The organism is Floridaenema flaviceps BLCC-F50 (assembly GCF_041929275.2).
Classification (GTDB): Bacteria; Cyanobacteriota; Cyanobacteriia; order Cyanobacteriales; family Aerosakkonemataceae; genus Floridanema; species Floridanema flaviceps.
The window spans coordinates 2612967-2631651 of sequence record NZ_JBHFNR020000001.1 but is presented as its reverse complement, the minus strand read 5'-3'; the positions used below and the strand labels follow the sequence as shown (position 1 = coordinate 2631651).

The window sequence follows — 18685 nt, the reverse complement described above, 5'->3', positions numbered from 1 at the left end:
AGGTAAAAAATTGAGTTATAACAAAACCAAAATCCGTCTATTCACTCTACTTTCACTACTAATTGTTACACCACTAGGCTTTTTGACTAAATTTTATAACGGCCCTGCTCAAACCTGGATTGACAATTATGCTGGTGATATTCTCTACCAAATCTTTTGGTGTTTAATACTCTTTTTCTTCTTTCCCACTCCTTCAGCAGCCAAACAAATTCCCCTTTGGGTTTTCACTGTTAACAGTATAATAGAATTCCTCCAACTTTGGAAACCACCATTTTTAGAAGGATTTCGCTATACCTTTTGGGGAAGAATGACGCTAGGAACCCATTTTGATTGGCAAGACCTTGTTTACTATTTAATAGGTTGTTTTCTCGGTTGGTTGTGGTTGCGTCAACTTTTGCGAAAAGGACACAAGCATGAAAAAACAAGTTAAAGTTAAACCCAATTCTAAACAGCAAAATATTCAAGAAGAAGCCGACGGTAGTCTAATTGTACATTTAAAATCACCACCAGTTGACGGCAAAGCCAATGAAGAGTTGATTAAACTTTTAGCCCAAAAGTTTAACGTCTCCAAATCTCAAATTACCATTAAATCAGGTCTATCCTCAAGAACAAAATTAGTAGAAATAGACACTGATTCCTAAATTTATTTTTGCTATACTTGTTGTGTAATACTGATATGTTTTGGCTGCGCTTGTACTCGCTTTATCCAAGCTTGAATAGCCGGAAATTCGGATAAATCAAAACCTCCTTCATCAGCCACATGAGTATAAGCAAACAAAGCAATATCAGCAATAGTATAACGTTCACCAACAAAAAATTGATGTTCAGTTAAATGCTTTTCCATTACTTTTAATGCAGCCTCACCCCCGGCTCTTTTTTGGTGGAGTGCTTCCCGGTATTCTTCAGCTTTTCCTAAAATCGAGATCCAATATCGAGAAGTGGCAATATAAGGTTCGTGGCTGTACTGTTCAAAAAATAACCATTGCAACACTTGCGCCTTTTCAAAAGAGTCCGTTGGCAAAAAATCAGTTTCTTCACTCAAATAAAAAAGGATGGCATTTGATTCCGCTAAAAATTTCCCAGTCTCAATTTCTAAAACTGGAGTTCTCCCATTAGGATTTTTGAGTAAAAACTCAGGAGTTCGGCTTTCTCCTTTCAGAATGTCAACTTGTATTCTTTGAAAAGGAATATCTAATTGAGTCAACAGAAGTCGGAGTTTATAGCAGTTACCTGAAGAGAAAAATTCGTATAATTTATACATCAGCAATTACCTAAAATTTATGTGTGGCAGATACAGTTTTACCCAATTAGCCGAAGCTATAGCTGACAAGTTCCAAGTCAAAGAAGTTCCTGAAATTTCTCCCAGATATAACATCGCGCCAACTCAACAAATCGCAACAGTTTTAGTAGATTCAGAAAGTTCAGAACGCCAATTTAAAATGTTACGTTGGGGTTTAATTCCCAGTTGGGCAAAAGATGCGAAAATGGGAGCAAAGCTAATTAACGCAAGAGCCGAAACAGTTGCCGAAAAACCAGCCTTTCGTGCAGCTTTTAAAAAGCGACGCTGTTTAATTTTAGCAGATGGTTTTTATGAATGGCAAACTCAAAATGGGGAAAAACAACCCTTTTATTTCCGCTTGGAAAATGGCGAACCTTTTGCTTTTGCGGGTTTGTGGGAACATTGGGAAAAAGGGGAGGGTGAACCAATAGAAACTTGTACAATTTTGACTACAGAAGCCAATGAATTAATGCGTCCAATTCATGACCGAATGCCTGTAATTCTTGCCGACAAAAATTATGACCAATGGTTAGAGCCAGAAGCAAAAAAAATCGAATTGTTACAATCGTTTCTGCAACCCTACCCTACGGAGGAAATGACCGCTTATCCTGTTAGTACAAAAGTGAATAACCCGAAAAACGATCGCGCAGAATGTATTCAACCTATTTAACTTTATGACCGCAACGATCGCAAAATTGATCTTGCTCACTTACTTGATTACCACATTGAGTACAAAAACCACCTTTGGTTGGTGTTCCTGTTCCCATCGGCGGCATTTTTAACTCCATATTTCCCATTCGCATTTGCATTGTGGGCGACATTTGCATTTCCATATCACCCATTCGCATCGGTTCCATTGGTTTCATTGGTTCCATTGGTTTCATGGGTTCCATTGGTTGCATTGGTGTCATAGAAGGCGTTGTCGATGTGGGATTTTTTTCTGTTTGTTGCAGGGGAATATTTTCTGCATTACTCAAAGAAGGAGTTTCATTTAAACTACTCATTCCACTAGTTTGCAGACTTACAAACTGATTACCTGATTGAGTTTGAATTTGCAAAATTGCCCCAGATGCAGTGCGAAACAAAGCTGGCGGTTTTACCCAAGAACCTGTGGGAAAACTGTTGCTTTGACTTTGTTGTTGTCCTGGACTACTGCTGAAAAGTGTGACGATCGTTTGCGTTCCCTGATTTTCAACGTAAACTTGTTGCCCACTACCCAGGTTGCCTAAGTAAGTATTCATGTTTGCAACCAAAATACAGACTAATATATAGTGTAAAACAGTTTTCCACATAATTACTTAGGAGAAAATACCCGATCGAGTTTTACTATTTTTCTCCTTTATTGGAAGATGAATTTGGTGCGATCGCTTACCTTTCACCAAATTATTTATAATAAATTGCTTTTCTTTACAAAAATACGTTTCTTGCAACATCTAACTAAGAGATGATTGATTCCTGTGTCAGTTACGAAACTGTCCCCATCTTTAATAGCAAATTAGCTGACAAAACCCCTATTTACGGTTAATAATCTTTGATTTATTTCACCCAGTTAACAAACTGTCACTGCAAATTTATTAAGGGGAAAAACTAATTAGAAGATCTAAAGCATAACAGATAACCAAACTTTTCATCCTTCTTATAGGAGACATTATGCAACAACCACTTAACAATCAAAAAGATACGACAGCTTGGATTATTCAAGTTTGGCTTTCCTTTGTTCTTTCTCTTTCCGCTACCTCCATCGGGATAATTTATTTACCAGTTGATGGTTGGGTAAAAGGTTATATGGGAATGGGTGTACTATTTTCGGTCGGTTCTACATTTACTTTAGCTAAAACCGTTAGAGACAATCATGAAGCCTCAAAATTAACAGCCAGAATTGACGAAGCCAGAGTCGAAAAAATCTTAACAGAACATCATCCACTCAAGTAATTTTAATATCGTTTGTTGTGAGGACTTCAGTCCTAATAAGCGTAGAAAGAAGGACTAAAGTCCTCACAACAAACTTACCAAATAAGTAGGTAGATGTAAATAAAGTGAAAACCAGGGCGGGCTCTCCTGCCCACCCCACAAGAGTTAGAGCTTTCTTGTGGGGTGGGCAGGAGAGCCCGCCCCATCCTCATATAACTATTATCACTTTATTTATTTGCACCTACTTAATCAACCAGAAACTTTTCTAAAACCTCGTAACCAACGATAGGGGTAATATAAAGGAATAAGTAAAGGATGGGGAATTTCGTAACGATGCTGCATATAAGCGCGACTAGGAAATAATGTATCCCAAGCGATATGTAAACGAGTCAGCCAATCTTTTGCACCTGCTAAATCATCAAATAAGCGTAAAACCATTGTTTTATTTTGCCAAGAATAAGCTCTGATTTCTTCCCAAGAAGGTTTTAAAGTGGCTAATTGCGATCGCACATTCCCCGGAATTTCCGCTTTCCATTCATCAGCTACTCGCAGCAAAATTTGTTGTACTGATAATACTAAATTGTAAGTTTGGGCTTTGCTAATAACTAAATCCCAATCTATTTGTGTGGGGGAAAAGGCGATCGCCTCAGCAATATCATGTAACCAAAGTAAACTATTTCCCCCATGATGCAACATTAAATGAGCACATAAATAAACAATTTGCGCTTCATTACCTAAAATAAAAGCCGGAGAACCACTAATTTTAGTCGGGATAGCCGTTTCCCAAAACCAATCAGTTAAAAAAGTCCGTTGATAATAAACTGGGCTAACTAATTTCCAATGCAAATCTAAATTAACATTTACTAATCCCTGCTTCCAATGAATTTCCTCATTGCGAAACTCTTCATTAAAACCAGATTGCATTTCCACACCTGCAAGCTGATAACCCAAACTCGCCACAACTTTTCTAACAATTGGTAAATCTTCCGGGTGAATCAATAAATCCAAATCTACCATCTGTCTAACAGCAATATCGCCATAAACCTTTTCTGCCAAAGCTGCACCTTTAAGGACAATTACATCTACTCCAACATCTGCCAAATTTTGCAACACATTACCCAATTCTTTCAGCAATAAAGTATTACGGCAAGCATTTTGATAATAGGCATTTCGCCATTCTATTTGTACATTTTCAGGCAACCAATCTTCATTCCGTAAAATTCGATACAGCAGTGGAGCCAAAGCTTCATTATATACAAATTCGCATAAATTATCCCAATCTATATTACTATTTGTCACTATTTCTTGCGCCACTTGTAACGCTGTTTTATCCCATCTTCCCCGTAAAATTAAGGTTATTAATGATTGGTTTTCTTTTAAGTTTTTCATTAACTTTTAATTTACCTGCATTTGACTTTTCCACGATTGAGCATAACGACACCCAAGAGCTAATAACTCATCATGGCACCCTGATTCTACAATTTCACCATCTGACATAACATGAATAATATCAGCACGTCTAGCAATAGTAAAACGATGGGTAATAATAATAGCTGTTCTCCCTTTAGCTAATTGACAAAATCGCTCCAACCAATCTGCTTCCGCCCAAGAATCCATTGCGCTAGTCGGTTCATCTAAAATAATTAAAGGAGCCTGACGCAGAAAAGCCCTTGCTAAAGCTATTCTTTGCCATTCACCACCGCTAAGTTCCACGCCACCAGCAAATAATTTACCTAAAAGTGTATTGTAATTATCAGGTAAACGATCGATAATTTCTGTTGCACCCGCAGCTTCAGCAGCATTAGCTATTTCCGGCAATTTGGCAGTAGCTAATAAGTCACCAAGAGCAATATTTTCAGCAACAGAAGCATTATAATCAACTGGTTGTTGAAATAAAACCGTAATTAATCTGCGTAAGTTTTGAATTTGCAAATCGCGCAAGTCAATTCCATCCCAAGTGATTTTTCCTTGTTGAGGATCGTACAAGCGACAAAGCAGTTTTAGCAAGGTACTTTTACCCGCACCATTTGCGCCGACAATGGCGACAATCTTTCCCGATGGAATAGTTAAATTAAAGTTTTCTAAAGCCGCTTTTTTCCTATTTGGATACCAAAAAGAAACATTTTCAAATTTAATTTCTTGGTTTAAGTTTTTGGGGGTTAAGCTTGGGGTAGGAGGATCTATTACTTGGGGCGATAATTCTAAAAACTCGAAAAGATTGCCTAAAAATAGCATATTGCTGTAAACTTGACCTAAGTTTTGTAGCAAACTTCGCATCAATGTTTGACCTTGGTTAAAAGCTTGGTAAAATAATGCTAAGTCTCCTAAAGTTACTCGTTTTTGCAAAACTTGCCATACCATCCAAGTTAAAGCAAAGGCGGTGATTGAAAGCGCGATCGCACCAGCACCCAAATTCGCCAAACTCTCATTCTTTGCTAAATTAACCTTTTCGGCACGTAACTTACGCCGTAAACTCTGATAAGCAGACTGAAAATAATCGCCTAATTCAAAAATCCTTAATTCCGCTGCCGAATTTTTTTCTGTCAGTAAGTAATAGTAATACCAACTACGTCTTTCATCAGCAGTTGTTTTTATCCACCAGTTATAATTTTGTTTACTATAATTTAAAATTACGGCAAAAGCGGGTAAAGTACTAATTAATAATGCCGCAGGTATCCAAACACCAAATTGAGTTAAAACTGCCGCCATTGCGATTAAAGTAATGCCATTTTGTACCAAACTTCCGCTATTTTCTAATAACGCAGTTGGGCGAAAAAACGCATCTTGTCTGGCGCGGTGTAGGCGATCGTAATATTCCGCCGACTCATAAAAAGCAAAATCCACTGACAGCGACTTTTTATGAATCAAAGCACTAATATAATCCTTAACTAATTCTGATTGAACAGTACGCACCCAACTTAAGAAACTTCCCAAAACTTGAGTTAATAATAAAACTCCCCCCATCAAAGCAACTAAAATTAAAATTGGGATAACTTTTTCCTGAGAAACTCCCACATTTAAAGCAGCTACCAAACTATCAACTATCTGCTGAGTTAAATAAACAGTTGCAACTGGTAACAACCCCTGAATAATTAACAAAATCGCCCAAATAACAGTCCATTTTTTTGCAGCTTGCCAAACTAAATCAAAAGCTTTTACTAAATAAGGAAGCTGACTAAAACCATTTTTTATTTTCTGCTGCAAAAAGCTAAATTTTCTCATGGTTCAACTATCCTATTTAAGTTATTGTTCGTTGTAGCGACTTTAGTCGTATACTCCTCGCATAAAAGGACTAAAGTCCTCACAACGAACCAGATTTATTATTTGCTATATTTCTGAGCGAGATTACCAACTCTTGTTAAAGCATCTTGCCAATTGGCAAAGCAAGTAGGAAATTTTTCCTGAACTTGAGTAGCAATATCGCCTAACATTATACCCTCGCCAATTAATTCTAAGATTAAGCGATCGATCTCTCCATCTTCATTCAAACTCGGTAAATAAGCAGAACTACTCTTACGCAACTGTACCGGAGAAAGCGGCGTAGCGAAAAAAGTTGATTGCTGAAAAGTCGCTTTAACTTGACTCGAATCACCCTGATGTAAAATACAAGTATTCCACCGCCAAATATAATCATTACCAACCAAATTAGCCTGCAAATTTACCGAAATTGTATCACCAACTTCTAAAAAAACAGGCTTTAACCAAGGAAGAAAACCATTGCCATAAACGAGTTCTGGCATACCAGGTGCAGTCGAAAAACCCACACCTTCTGCTAAAATTGCATCAAACCAAATACTTACTCCATAACCAGTTCCACTTCGCGCTACAGTCCAACTTAATTGAGCGCTAATATCAGGACTTTCTATAGTAGGATAATCTAAGATCGCCCAAGATTGCGGTAGGGTTAAAAGTTGTGCTGGTGCTATCCAACCTTTACCCCAATTATTAATTACAATTTGCCGCGCCGCTGTCATATTTAAACCATAAATATTGTTATCCCAAACATCGACAATGCGATCGTACAAATGCGGCACTTCCACTACTGCTGCCCACAAGATATCACGCTGAGGAATGAGGATGCCACCATCAGCAAGCAGACGCTTTCTTGCATCTATAATTGCGGGAATATGTTGCTGAAATAATGGCAACATTCCCCGAATATCAGAAACAATTACATCAGCGAGTTCGGGTATTTTTACCTTAGTTGAGACATCTTGAATAAAAATAATACGATCGCCATAACCATTTTTTGTAGCAATTTCTTTCGCCACTTGAATTGCATCACTAGGTTCAATGGCGTAAACTTTCCTCGCCCCACACTGACAAGCAAGCAGAGCAAAAATTCCCGTACCAGTTCCGATATCTACTACTACAGAATTGGGTTTTACTGTCTGACGCAGTGCTTTAACATAAGCGTCCATGCGTCCTTTGTCAGCAATCATGCTGCCATATCCAGAAATACTATACATTAGTAATTCGTAAGGGCTAATTAATATTATCTATTACCTATTACCATAAAATTCTCTAATATTAAATGGCAAAATTTTGACAAACAGGCTGGATCTGTATTAGAAATTGCCTTTCGCACTGGCACATTTGCTACAACCCGACTCAAAAAATCGAATTCTTGAGCACGCATTACTTTATCCAAATAACTATTAGCATAAGTGTTTGTCACTAAGGCAATCAAACTTTGATGAGCAGGTATAGACTCAAGAAAAGGAGCTTCTGGAATAGTACTGCGATCGCCCAAAATATAAATAGCACCTAAAGGTAAAGGTTGCTGCTGAAATTGAAAACCTTCTTGAGTTAAATCTAAAAAACGTTTATCCCAGTTCGGTGTCAAACAAGGCAAAGCATCCGGCATACCGTACAAAATCTCTACCGAGTTAGGCCACAGGCGCACACGCGGATAAGCTGGTTGTACCAAAAAACAGTTATTCCGTTCCACAAGTGGTACAACATCATCTGATAGGATGGGAAAACCAGCTTTGGCAAAAGCAGCAGCGGTTGTAGATTTACCCGCACCTGCTGCGCCAACTATAGCAATACACTTGTCGCCAACTTGGATGCTGCTGGCGTGCAGACATACTACACCACGCAAACGCAACACAAAGCCCAAAATTGGCCCCAGCAGATAGGTAGCGGTATCCTCTAAGGTTAAATTATCGGGCCAAGTTGCCCAAATTTCTTGACCCGATCGCTCAACAATGAATTTGGTACCATCTTCATAAGTAATTCCCAGATAAGCACCATCCCGTAATTCTCTTACCCTTTTCCCTTCTGCCAGCTCGACAGTTTCATCCAACCAAGATGGCATCAAATCTAACCACACCCTAACATCTACTTCAGCGGTAGTTTGTAAAGGCACTAACCCCGGAATTAGTTTATCAGAATGCAGTTGTAGACCATACACAGAATAAGAAAACACTAGTTTATTGTGGTACTGATTAGGTGGCTGTCTTTTGCCTCAAGAAAAGGTCGTCTTGTTACTAGGGAAATCTGTAATTGCAGCAGTATCCCTGTAAGGTGTGGATATGTTCTGACTAGTTGTTAGTTGACGGATATCACCGTAAATAACTAATTTAGGGCTGTGATAGCTTTTTTTGGAGAATGTTTGATTATGGGAATTCATATTGTTTATCCTTTGCTAATTTATGGTTAACTAGAGCCAGATTTTGTAACCAGTAGTTGAGATTCAATGGTTGCAGATTAATGCAGGCTTCAATTGCATCCTGTTCTGTTCCTGAAACTAACGGTATTGCATTGCGATCGACATATTTAGCTAACATTGGTGCAGCTTCAAATCGATCGATCGCTTGCGTTCCAGTTTGCTGCAAAAGTGCAGTTGTGGGATCTCCCAACAAGGGACTTTTCCGACGCATCCGCACCGACTCCGGTAAAATACCCTTCATCGCCACCCGCATCAGTTCTTTATTTAAGCACCAAGGCACTGGTGGAATTGCCAATAGATAATTTACCAGACGCAAGTCAAAAAAGGGATATCGTACCTCCACAGGCAAACTTGTTACTCCCGGATCATAGTTTTCAAACAGATAAGACCAACCTGAATTGGTAAGCTGTTGATATGCCTCTGGACGGATTGGATGAATTAGGGGTTTTTCCCGATAAAACTGTTCCCATCTTCCAGGCAAGTCCAATTTAGCGGAAAAATCAGAGTTTATCCACTTGGGATAGGCAGGTAGCGGCGGGTGAATACCTAACCATTGCTTCAGGCGCGATCGCACTCCCGGTTGGGGTAGTCTTTTATGAGAGACAACATACTCAATCGTATCTGCGATCAGGCGATCGAATTGCCAGTTTTTCACCAAATGAGCAAAATAAAAGTAAGCGCCCCAAGAAGAAAAAACCGGATCGCCCCCATTTCCATCTAATAGAACTCTACTATGAGCAGCAATTTCTTGTAATCGATCTGCAACAATTGCTAACCAAGAAAAACTACTAGGTTCGGGACGTTGCAACAAAGGTTGTTCTACTTGTCCAAACAAAGTATAACTGTCAGCAACCAAGTAGTGAATCGAAATACCCAAAGTTTCTGCTACCAATCCCGAATAGTAACGTTCTTGATCTGGAATCAATTTATCATAGACAACGGTGAAAGCTCTTAAATCAAAAGTATCGCCTTGTTTGTGTAGAGATTGGCAAGCTGTAGCGGCTATAGTTGTAGAGTCCATTCCTCCACTCATCGAGACAGCAATTTGATTTGTTCGCAGTCTGTCACTAACCGCTTTTTCCATTAATTCTTGGAAATGTTCTATATACTCACTTGCCCGTTTATAGCGAATAAAACCATCAGTGCGTAATGTCCAATAGCGTTTAATTTGTAGCGCTTCCTCTGACCAAATTAAACAATGGGCTGGTGGTAAACGTTGAATATCGGCAAAAGTAGTTGTAGTGAGTTCTTGGTTGTAACCAAATAGTAAAAAATCTGCGATCGCTAAATCATTCAACTCATCCGACACCCCAGGATGAATCCTCACACAATTGAGCGTATTACTAAAAATTAAACAATTCCCAACTTCTGCATAATAAAAAGGCTTTACACCAAAATGATCTCTGGCACAGAATAACTTTTCCTCTCTTTCATCCCAAATGGCAAAAGCAAAATCACCCAACAAATATTGTACGCAATCTTCCCCCCAAATCTGATAAGCCCGTAAAATTAATTCTACATCTGTTCCCGCATTAATCTTTAACTTTTCAATTAACTCTTCTCGACCATCAATCCTCGCATCCGCAGTAATCCAAATACCATCTAAACTAAAAGGTTGTTTCTCCTCCAAAGACTCTTTAGTAGTTCGTAGCATTGTATGACCAAAACCCACATTGCCATCTAGCCAAATCTGTTGAGCATCTAGACCTCGATAGCTCATAAATTGGGTCATTTGCTGCAACAAATCGGGGTTAATTGGTTTTCCATCCCGATTAATTATCCCGACAATACCACTCATTATATTTTTACCTCAACTGGTAGAATTGCCCCAGCAAAAGGTGCAAAATGTTGGTCAACATCGCTGCGATCGTTCAAAACACAACCCTGATATTCTACCCAAGCATGAGCTTCTAATAATTCTTTTTGTTTACGTACACCAATTCTTAATTTACTTTCAATACTTCGTCGTCGCAATAACCACCAAAGCAGCAAGGATTTCTGTAAACAATTAGGTTTATATAAACCATGTCTGCTAGCAATTTCTACTAATTTGGCGATCGCCTTAGCTTGCTTAATCCCTTCTCTTTTTTGCATTTTATCTTTTCTGGGGTTAAGATTAGCGATCGCTCCATAAAACCGTCTAAAACCAAAACATTTTATCCCAAAAGCTACCAATGGCAACAACAACAACGCCTGCATCAGTAGCATTAGTTCTGACCAAGAAAGTTCTTTTAACTTACGCCAAATATTAATTGCTAACATTAATCAACCCATGTTCTACCAGTTGTTGAAGCAAATTAGACAAATCAGTTTCTAGCTGCTCAGGAACTACATCATATTCTGATAATAAAGTTTGATAGGCTGCGGCGATCGTTTCCGAAGTAGAAAGCACTTCCCACATCCGAGTTCCTACCTCATCCAAACCAAAATAACGTTCACTCTTCAGGTTTAGAATCACCGACTCCCCATCTAACTCCCGAATTAAAACATCTTCCGGCACAGAAACTCGCATTTCAAAAGTAATACCCATTCGATTTTAGATTTTAGTTTTTGGATTTTAGTTTTTAGTTTTTACTCTTCAAAATTATCTTATCCCAATTTCCTCTTCTCCTTTGCCCCTCTGCCCCTCTGCCCCTCTGCCCCTCTGCCCCTCTGCCTTCAACAAAAAAGGCTGCTCAAAACAGCCCTAATCAATATAATCTGCAACCAAGAAAGCATGGAAAACCAAATTTAGTGCTTTTTTGACCTGCGCTTTTGTTGACGGCTTCTGGCAGTAACCATTGCCGGATCTACTGGGAACCCAGCCATTGGAATTACCTGGTACTGGCGTTCTGCTTCCAGTTTTTTCAACTTTGTGTAGTCTACCCAGTGAATACAATCGACAGGACAAGTATCAATTGCTTCTTGAATTAACTCTTCCGAGTCACCATCCTGCCGAACTACTCGCGATCGACCATAATCAGGTTCTATATAGAAGGTGTTACGCGCAACGTGAGCGCAATGCTTACAACCGATGCAGGTAATCTCATCTACATAAACACCTTTTTGTCGGAGTGAACCACCAAGTTCTGGCTCAAAACCAGAGCGTTCTGGATCGTTTCTGAGAAAGCCACCTAACTCTGGTTCTAGACCCGATCGAGCTACGCCGTCATTATCTCCTGATGCGGGAGAAAAGTCGGACATTAGCCCCTCCAGCGTTGTACTACTAAGCGAATCGAACCATCTTCATTTTTTTGTTGTTCAGCAACTTGGAAACCTTGTTTAGCGGTTTCATTCAATACAGTTTGGAAAGCATAACGCTGAGTGATTTTATTTAAAAATCTATCTACAGTGATAGGTTGCTGCCAGTACTGTAAGTCGGCAACTAATTCATATTCGTTGCCATTCCATCTAAAACCAATGTCGTAACCATTTTCCTGCTCAATAGCAATTTCAGCATTAATAGTTTGACCGCGATAACCGCGCACCGGACAAGGGCCAGATTTCCAATCAATCCCTAAGTCTGTCAAAGCAGTTTGCAGGGAGACAAGGTTACGGAGTTGAGTTTTGATTTGGCTAAAGTGTGACATAGTTTCTGATGATTAAAACAAAGTAAAATTTGCAAAAAAAAACAACTTACCATTCACTAAAAGTCGCTTGGGTCGTTGCTGTGTTTGATTGTTCTAATACTTGAGCAAAATACTCAGAAGTTTCCTCCTGACTTAGTACTTGTCCAAGTTGAGCTTCTATTGCAGCAGTAACCTCAGCACAGGAGTTCCCTATGATGCCAGTAACTTTTTCTTTTACTCGCCCATCGGGATAAATGATAAACTCTAGTGTTTCCATGCTCTTGGTTGTAACCTACATAATCATTGAACTAGGCGATCGCACTTAACAGTGCTGTCGCAGCTTCTCGATCGAGATGCTAACAATTTTGTCTTTAATTCACTTTACCTAATGTGGCAAATCGAATCAAAGCGCAACACAACTTATTATTTACGCGATTAATCCCTCAATTATTTGTCAGTTTCGCTTAACTTGCCCTAGCAGTCAAGATACCCAACGACAGAAGCACCAGCCTTAGAAGCATTGATACTTCTCTTACCATCAGTGCAGTCCTTTGTCCGATCGCTTATTTAGCCACTATATCTAGTACCTTCATTTGCAGAGTTACACTATATATGTGATAAGATTTGTATCATACACGACTAAGACGATATTAATAAAATTTTTCAATAACTCTGACCTAAGCTAAATAGCTCGATAATTAAAGGTTGTCTTTAAATTTAAGGTTAAGAATGATGAATCTAAAACAACTTACAAGTCCCATTCGTGTAGGAGTGCTGGGTTTTGGTGGGTTAGGACAAGCAGCCGCTAGAATACTCGCGCCCAAGCAAGAAATGATTTGGGTAGCAGCGGCAGATAAAAAAGGTTATGCTTACGACGCTAGAGGTTTAAATCCCGATACTTGCATCACCACCTACCAAGCACAAGGTTCTCTCGGCTACCTGGAAGCAGGCGGTACTTTAAGTAACAACAGCATTTCTGATTTAATCAGCCAAGCAGATGTAGATGGGTACTTTTTGGCACTACCAAATTTACCTAATACCTTTATGGCTTCTGTAGTCAAGGAAATCATTCAATCTGGTTGGCGTGGAGTTTTAGTTGATGCTCTCAAGCGTACCAGTGCAGTGGAACAAATGCTGCAATTAAAAGATAGTTTACAAGCAGCAGGGATTACTTACATGGCTGGATGCGGTGCAACTCCGGGGTTATTAACCGCAGCAGCAGCGTTAGCAGCACAAAGTTATGCAGAGATTCACTCAGTAAAAATTACCTTTGGAGTGGGAATTGCTAACTGGGAAGCTTATCGGGCGACAATTCGCGAAGATATCGCTCATATCCCAGGTTACAACGTAGAGAAAGCAGTAGCCATGAGCGATGCCGAAGTCGAAGCATTACTCGATCGCACTAACGGCATTTTAGCTTTAGAAAATATGGAGCACGCTGATGATATCATGCTGGAACTAGCGGGAATTTGTCCGCGCGATCGCGTCACAGTCGGCGGAGTCGTCGATACCCGCAACCCGAAAAAACCCTTGAGCACCAACGTTCAAATAACTGGTAGAACCTTTGAAGGCAAAATTTCCACCCATACCTTCACTTTAGGCGATGAAACCAGCATGGCAGCCAACGTTTGTGGCCCCGCCTTCGGTTATCTAAAAGCTGGAATAGCCTTAAATCAAAGAGGTATTTACGGTTTATTCACCGCTGCGGAAATTATGCCCCAATTTGTCAAGTAGATCGGTACGTTGTTGCGCTTCAGCGCTAGATTTTAGCGCTAAAGCGCAACAACGTACTATGAACCGCTTCTTTTACTTCGTGTTCTTCGTGTCTTCGTGGTTTGTTTTACAATTGTTTGTTTGGGAAGTTTAGAGGACGATCGCTTTTTCACTCCAGACGACTGCGGTAAAGTTCTAGACTTACTACTTTTGAAGCGCTTGATAGCTGAACCACCCCAATCAGATAAAGAATGGCTCATTGCTCCTAATTCTAATCCCACAAATAAAGCGATTCCTTCGGCTTTATGTTCTGATACAGAGGATAAAGCTAATTTGGTGTTAGTTTTCCACTCACTAGTTTCTACTCCGAACAAATCAGCAATGAAAATTACCAATCCGCCTAAGATGATAATCCAAAGACTGAGGTAGAGCGATCGCAAAGCCGTCCCAATAATCGGCCCATGTGATAAAAATGACCTATGGCGCAGACTTTTTTGATAAGGAATCCATATCCAGCGCAAAAAGCCCCAACGCTGGAATTGGCGCGAGTAAATATCTAAATCCGGCCCAAACATCAGCCCGCCAAACAAAAAACCCCCGGAGACTAGCAACGTCAGAGAACCACTTTGGGTCAGTCCAAACGTCAGAACAGCCACTACAGGTAATATCCATAAAGTTATGCGATCGTGCGTCCTACCACTTGGCATTTTTTTGAATGTCTGTTATAGTAGTTAAGCGGGTGAGAAACGGGCGGTTAGCTCAGTTGGTAGAGCGCTTGCCTTACAAGCAAGATGTCACTGGTTCGAGTCCAGTACTGCCCATACAATACATGAAAAAGTGGTACGGATTGGCACAAAAATCTGTACCACTTTTTAGATAAATTAGGACTTACGCACTCTCTGCCTGAAACTTTGATCCCCCCTAACCCCCCTTACCAAGGGGGGAATTTAAGAAAGTCTCTGGATATTAGCGATCGCAATTCTCCCACAAATCCCAAACTAATATACAGACTTGCAAACCTGTGCAAAAAGTCGGATCGATAAATCCGATAATTGTTGTTACCAAAAAGATGATAATACACCGAATTTGTTTTTGATTGACTTTCATTTTGATTCAACCTTTTTGATGTAATAAATTCATCAAACTCGGCTGATAAATGCGTTTGAAACTAACAAATGTATGCGTTTATATAACTTGTGTATAACTTTTGGTATGGGAATATTTTGGGTGACAGGGATAAATGTGAAATGCTGTATTGGATAGAAATTTTGTAGGGGCGAAGCATTCGGGCGACAATTTATGAAACTCAACCAAAATATAACTTTCCGAATGCTTCGCCCTGCCCCACAGATAACCTATATCTAAATCTTGCGCCAAGACAGGGCGTTCGCGTAGCGTGCCGTAGGCATTAGCATTTGGAACCAAGATTTTTAGTAATTTGCAAAATTTATCGCCCAAATGCTTCGCCCCTACAATAATTGAATGGCAGGCGGATCGGGTCGATCGCCCAAACAATGCCAAAATATAACTAATACCCGAAAAATATGGTTATGGCGCGATCGCTAAAAGTTGCCCCAAAACATATTGAAAAAGTTAAACTAGCCCTAAAGCGGAATGGTTTTCCTAGCGTCAAAGCTTTCGCAACGGAAATGGGAAAAGCTTATGCTACCGCTAGCAAGTTCTTTAACGGCAAAGAGGTAGATTACCTCAATTTCGTCGAATTTTGCGAGAAACTGGGTTTAGATTGGCAAGAAATCAGCAAAGACGAACAATCTACAGCCACTACCCCCATTCTTAACGAGGGAAAAGCGGAATCAGATTCTCCCCCCCTTGGTAAGGGGGGACAGGGGGGATCAACTCCCGAAAACATCCCTCCCAGCAACTCCATTGCATTTGTGGGAAGAGACAAACAACTGACGGAATTACACCAACTTTTACAAAAAAATAGCCAAGTGGTAATTGCGGCGATTAATGGGATGGGGGGAGTAGGGAAAACTGAGTTGGCGATTCAATATGCGACACAACATTTATTAGATTATCCCGGTGGGATTTGTTGGGTAAACGCGCAGGGACTTTTGGCGGGACTGCAAATTCTCAGATTTGCGGAAATTCAATTTAATATTGTTCCTCCTGATGATTGGGAATTAGCAGATAAATTGCAGTTTTGTTGGTCAAAATGGCATCCGGGGGAAGTGCTGTTTATTTTTGATGATGTGTTTAATTACAAACAACAAGTTAAACCTTTTTTACCAAAATCATCTCGGTTTAAAGTGTTGCTGACGACGCGATTTCAGTTTGATTCAACATTGCAGCAGTTACGGTTGGATGTGCTCAAACCTTTGGCGGCGATGCGGTTATTAAAATCCATTGTTGGTAGAGAACGACTGCAACAAGAACCAAAGATTGCCAGAAGTCTTTGTCAGTTTTTGGGATATTTGCCTTTGGCGTTGGAATTAGTCGGACGTTATCTCGATTTACAGCCGAATTTGTCTTTGGCTAAGTTGTTGCGGCGATTGGAAAAACAGCGATTAGATCATGCGGCTTTAATTGCGGCGAATCCTTTGATGCGTTATGAGTTTGGGGTGGAAGAGGCGATTAATTTAAGTTGGGAACAGTTGGATGAAAATGCGAAAATTCTCGGTTGTGTTTTAAGTTTGTTTGCTTTGGCGGCGATTCCTTTTTCTACTGAAGCGATAGAAGATGAAGATCAACAGGAAGTTGTGGAAAAGGCGTTGCGGGATTTGCAACATTGGCATTTGCTTCAGGAAGTGCGTCAGGAAACTTATCGTTTACATCCTTTGATTCGGCAATTTTTGCAAAAGCGGTTGGATGAGTTGACTCAAGCAGAGGAAATGAAACGGACTTTTGCTGCGTCGATGGTAGCAGTGGCGAGGCAAATTAACTATCAGTTGACTCGTGAGGATGTGATTAATTTCAGTCCTTGGATTCCTCACATTGAAGAAGTAGCAAATAATTTGGCAGAATTTCTGGATGATGAGGATTTGATTACACCTTTTAACCGCTTAGGTAGGTTTTATCAAGGTCAAAGTTTCTCTCAGCAAGCAGAAGTTTGGTATCAGCAATGTCGGGATATTGTTAAACAAAGATTGGGTGAAGAACATCCCGATTTCGCCACTATCCTCAACAACTTAGCGGAACTTTACGGTTCCCAAGGCAGATACAGCGAAGCGGAACCATTATATCTGCAAGCATTGTCAATCCATCGCCAGAGTTTGCCAGAAAATCATCCCCAATTAGCTACCCACCTCAACAACTTAGCCAATCTTTACCGTTCCCAAGGCAGATACAGCGATGCGGAACCATTATATCTGCAAGCTTTGTCAATCGATCGCCAGAGTTTGCCAGAAAATCATCCCCAATTAGCTACCCACCTCAACAACTTAGCCGAACTTTACAGATCCCTTGGCAGATACAGCGATGCGGAACCATTATATCTGCAAGCTTTGTCAATCGATCGCCAGAGTTTGCCAGAAAATCATCCCCAATTAGCTACCCACCTCAACAACTTAGCCGAACTTTACAGATCCCTTGGCAGATACAGCGAAGCCGAACCATTATATCTGCAAGCTTTGTCAATCGATCGCCAGAGTTTGCCAGAAAATCATCCCCAATTAGCTACCCACCTCAACAACTTAGCCGGACTTTACAGAACCCAAGGCAGATACAGCGAAGCGGAACCATTATATCTGCAAGCTTTGTCAATCGATCGCCAGAGTTTGCCAGAAAATCATCCCGGTATAGCTACCCACCTCAACAACTTAGCCGGACTTTACAGAACCCAAGGCAGATACAGCGAAGCGGAACCATTATATCTGCAAGCTTTGTCAATCGATCGCCAGAGTTTGCCAGAAAATCATCCCCAATTAGCTACCCACCTCAACAACTTAGCCGGACTTTACAGAACCCAAGGCAGATACAGCGAAGCCGAACCATTATTACTGCAAGCTTGGGAAATTTTGCAACGCAGCTTAGGCGCAGAACATCCTAATACAGTAACATTAAGGCAAAATTTGGCGATATTTTGGCTCGAAGCAATTAATGAAAATCGTGCTGATTTAGAAGAGTTGCAAAATAATCCTTTGTTTTTGGAAATTATGAGGGAAATTCTCGCCCAAAATCTCCCCGATGAGTAAAAAGCGACTCACAAATTTACCTCACGTCCGGGGGATTTGTCGCGCACATCCTTCCAAACTTCATCAGGATCAATTTCGATACCTTCTGCCATAATTTCTTGGCGAAATTGTTGCAGAGATTCCCAAAAACCTGGGGATTTATGCAGCAGTTTTTTATATTCATTTGTGGAAATAATCACCGCAACTTGTTCACCTTCCCGTGTAATTTCGACGGGTTCACCTTGTTCGATTTCCTGAATAATTTTATTGAGGTTAACTGCTATTTGTTCGATTGAATATTGTTGAGACATTAGGGCTTCACATCTATTAACTGAGATCTTGCACCTGCACTTTTATCCCGCCTGCGAATCAATTCGCAGGCTAATAGCCCAAGTCCATTTTAATGGACTAAAAACTTTTAATTCAT

At 40.2% G+C, this 18685-nt stretch carries 21 protein-coding genes and 1 tRNA gene; 7 read left to right on the top strand and 15 right to left on the bottom strand.

All coding sequences use genetic code 11. From position 1 onward, the window contains the following. The first annotated feature begins 10 nt into the window (after positions 1-10). Positions 11-430 carry a ribosomal maturation YjgA family protein gene (locus tag ACE1CI_RS12705; RefSeq protein ID WP_413266774.1) on the top strand — a complete coding sequence of 140 codons (420 nt, stop codon included), beginning with the start codon at positions 11-13 and terminating at the stop codon, positions 428-430. After that, a complete protein-coding gene (locus ACE1CI_RS12700) occupies positions 414-641 on the top strand; it encodes a DUF167 domain-containing protein (protein WP_413266775.1) in 228 nt (75 codons plus the stop codon). The genes ACE1CI_RS12705 and ACE1CI_RS12700 overlap by 17 nt, the downstream gene beginning before the upstream one ends. An 11-nt stretch (positions 642-652) precedes the next feature. On the opposite strand, the gene ACE1CI_RS12695 is transcribed toward ACE1CI_RS12700, so the two are convergent. Continuing rightward, positions 653-1261, bottom strand: coding sequence for a glutathione S-transferase family protein (locus ACE1CI_RS12695; RefSeq protein WP_413266776.1), 609 nt, complete (start codon positions 1259-1261; stop codon positions 653-655). Between the two features lie 19 nt (positions 1262-1280). On the opposite strand from ACE1CI_RS12695, the gene ACE1CI_RS12690 reads away from it, so the two are divergent. Further along, on the top strand, positions 1281-1949 hold the full coding sequence (locus tag ACE1CI_RS12690) for an SOS response-associated peptidase (RefSeq protein ID WP_413266777.1): 669 nt from the start codon (positions 1281-1283) through the stop codon (positions 1947-1949). On the opposite strand, the gene ACE1CI_RS12685 is transcribed toward ACE1CI_RS12690, so the two are convergent. Beyond that, positions 1942-2520, bottom strand: a complete 579-nt coding sequence (locus ACE1CI_RS12685) for a zinc-ribbon domain-containing protein (RefSeq protein WP_496615436.1) — start codon at positions 2518-2520, stop codon at positions 1942-1944. The two genes, ACE1CI_RS12690 and ACE1CI_RS12685, sit on opposite strands and share 8 nt — an antisense overlap. 409 nt (positions 2521-2929) lie before the next feature. Between ACE1CI_RS12685 and ACE1CI_RS12680 the strand changes: the two genes are divergently transcribed. Further along, positions 2930-3211, top strand: a complete 282-nt coding sequence (locus tag ACE1CI_RS12680) for a YiaA/YiaB family inner membrane protein (protein WP_413266779.1) — start codon at positions 2930-2932, stop codon at positions 3209-3211. Between the two features lie 228 nt (positions 3212-3439). Here the strand turns inward: ACE1CI_RS12680 and ACE1CI_RS12675 are convergent, their stop codons facing one another. The 10 genes from ACE1CI_RS12675 to ACE1CI_RS12630 all read right to left on the bottom strand — a co-directional run bounded on the left by ACE1CI_RS12675 (position 3440) and on the right by ACE1CI_RS12630 (position 12689). Next, positions 3440-4579 (bottom strand): nucleotidyltransferase domain-containing protein, encoded by a 1140-nt coding sequence (locus ACE1CI_RS12675; protein ID WP_413266598.1) that lies wholly within the window; start codon positions 4577-4579, stop codon positions 3440-3442. Between the two features lie 6 nt (positions 4580-4585). Beyond that, positions 4586-6412 (bottom strand): ABC transporter ATP-binding protein, encoded by a 1827-nt coding sequence (locus tag ACE1CI_RS12670; RefSeq protein ID WP_413266597.1) that lies wholly within the window; start codon positions 6410-6412, stop codon positions 4586-4588. A gap of 98 nt (positions 6413-6510) precedes the next feature. Continuing rightward, complete coding sequence (locus tag ACE1CI_RS12665) at positions 6511-7659, bottom strand: 50S ribosomal protein L11 methyltransferase (protein WP_413266596.1); 1149 nt, start codon at positions 7657-7659, stop codon at positions 6511-6513. 26 nt (positions 7660-7685) lie between these two features. Further along, positions 7686-8621: a hypothetical protein gene (locus ACE1CI_RS12660; protein WP_413266595.1), complete on the bottom strand. Its 936-nt coding sequence runs from the start codon at positions 8619-8621 to the stop codon at positions 7686-7688. Positions 8622-8811: 190 nt separating this feature from the next. Further along, complete coding sequence (locus tag ACE1CI_RS12655; protein ID WP_413266594.1) at positions 8812-10662, bottom strand: asparagine synthase-related protein; 1851 nt, start codon at positions 10660-10662, stop codon at positions 8812-8814. Next, positions 10662-11126, bottom strand: coding sequence for a lasso peptide biosynthesis B2 protein (locus tag ACE1CI_RS12650; protein WP_413266593.1), 465 nt, complete (start codon positions 11124-11126; stop codon positions 10662-10664). Before ACE1CI_RS12650 ends, ACE1CI_RS12655 begins: the two co-directional genes overlap by 1 nt. Further along, the gene (locus ACE1CI_RS12645; protein WP_413266592.1) at positions 11113-11394 is read right to left on the bottom strand and encodes a PqqD family protein; all 282 of its coding nucleotides are present in this window, start codon (positions 11392-11394) and stop codon (positions 11113-11115) included. The genes ACE1CI_RS12650 and ACE1CI_RS12645 overlap by 14 nt, the downstream gene beginning before the upstream one ends. 200 nt (positions 11395-11594) lie before the next feature. Then, entirely contained in the window at positions 11595-12047 is a 453-nt protein-coding gene (locus ACE1CI_RS12640; RefSeq protein ID WP_413266591.1) for a ferredoxin, read from the bottom strand. Next, positions 12047-12433, bottom strand: a complete 387-nt coding sequence (locus tag ACE1CI_RS12635; RefSeq protein ID WP_413266590.1) for a DUF1257 domain-containing protein — start codon at positions 12431-12433, stop codon at positions 12047-12049. Before ACE1CI_RS12635 ends, ACE1CI_RS12640 begins: the two co-directional genes overlap by 1 nt. 46 nt (positions 12434-12479) lie before the next feature. Further along, positions 12480-12689 carry a DUF2997 domain-containing protein gene (locus tag ACE1CI_RS12630; RefSeq protein ID WP_413266589.1) on the bottom strand — a complete coding sequence of 70 codons (210 nt, stop codon included), beginning with the start codon at positions 12687-12689 and terminating at the stop codon, positions 12480-12482. 452 nt (positions 12690-13141) lie between these two features. On the opposite strand from ACE1CI_RS12630, the gene bioU reads away from it, so the two are divergent. Further along, positions 13142-14146: a (S)-8-amino-7-oxononanoate synthase BioU gene (bioU, locus tag ACE1CI_RS12625; protein ID WP_413266588.1), complete on the top strand. Its 1005-nt coding sequence runs from the start codon at positions 13142-13144 to the stop codon at positions 14144-14146. A gap of 56 nt (positions 14147-14202) precedes the next feature. Here the strand turns inward: bioU and ACE1CI_RS12620 are convergent, their stop codons facing one another. Next, positions 14203-14832: a metal-binding protein gene (locus tag ACE1CI_RS12620; protein WP_413266587.1), complete on the bottom strand. Its 630-nt coding sequence runs from the start codon at positions 14830-14832 to the stop codon at positions 14203-14205. Between the two features lie 41 nt (positions 14833-14873). Here ACE1CI_RS12620 and ACE1CI_RS12615 point away from each other — a divergent pair. Continuing rightward, a tRNA-Val gene (locus ACE1CI_RS12615) sits at positions 14874-14946 on the top strand. A 145-nt stretch (positions 14947-15091) separates the two neighbouring features. On the opposite strand, the gene ACE1CI_RS12610 is transcribed toward ACE1CI_RS12615, so the two are convergent. Continuing rightward, positions 15092-15232 (bottom strand): hypothetical protein, encoded by a 141-nt coding sequence (locus tag ACE1CI_RS12610; protein ID WP_413266586.1) that lies wholly within the window; start codon positions 15230-15232, stop codon positions 15092-15094. A gap of 437 nt (positions 15233-15669) precedes the next feature. On the opposite strand from ACE1CI_RS12610, the gene ACE1CI_RS12605 reads away from it, so the two are divergent. Further along, positions 15670-18279 carry a tetratricopeptide repeat protein gene (locus tag ACE1CI_RS12605; RefSeq protein WP_496615435.1) on the top strand — a complete coding sequence of 870 codons (2610 nt, stop codon included), beginning with the start codon at positions 15670-15672 and terminating at the stop codon, positions 18277-18279. Positions 18280-18287: 8 nt separating this feature from the next. Here the strand turns inward: ACE1CI_RS12605 and ACE1CI_RS12600 are convergent, their stop codons facing one another. Then, entirely contained in the window at positions 18288-18569 is a 282-nt protein-coding gene (locus tag ACE1CI_RS12600) for a type II toxin-antitoxin system Phd/YefM family antitoxin (RefSeq protein WP_413266584.1), read from the bottom strand. Positions 18570-18685 lie beyond the last annotated feature (116 nt).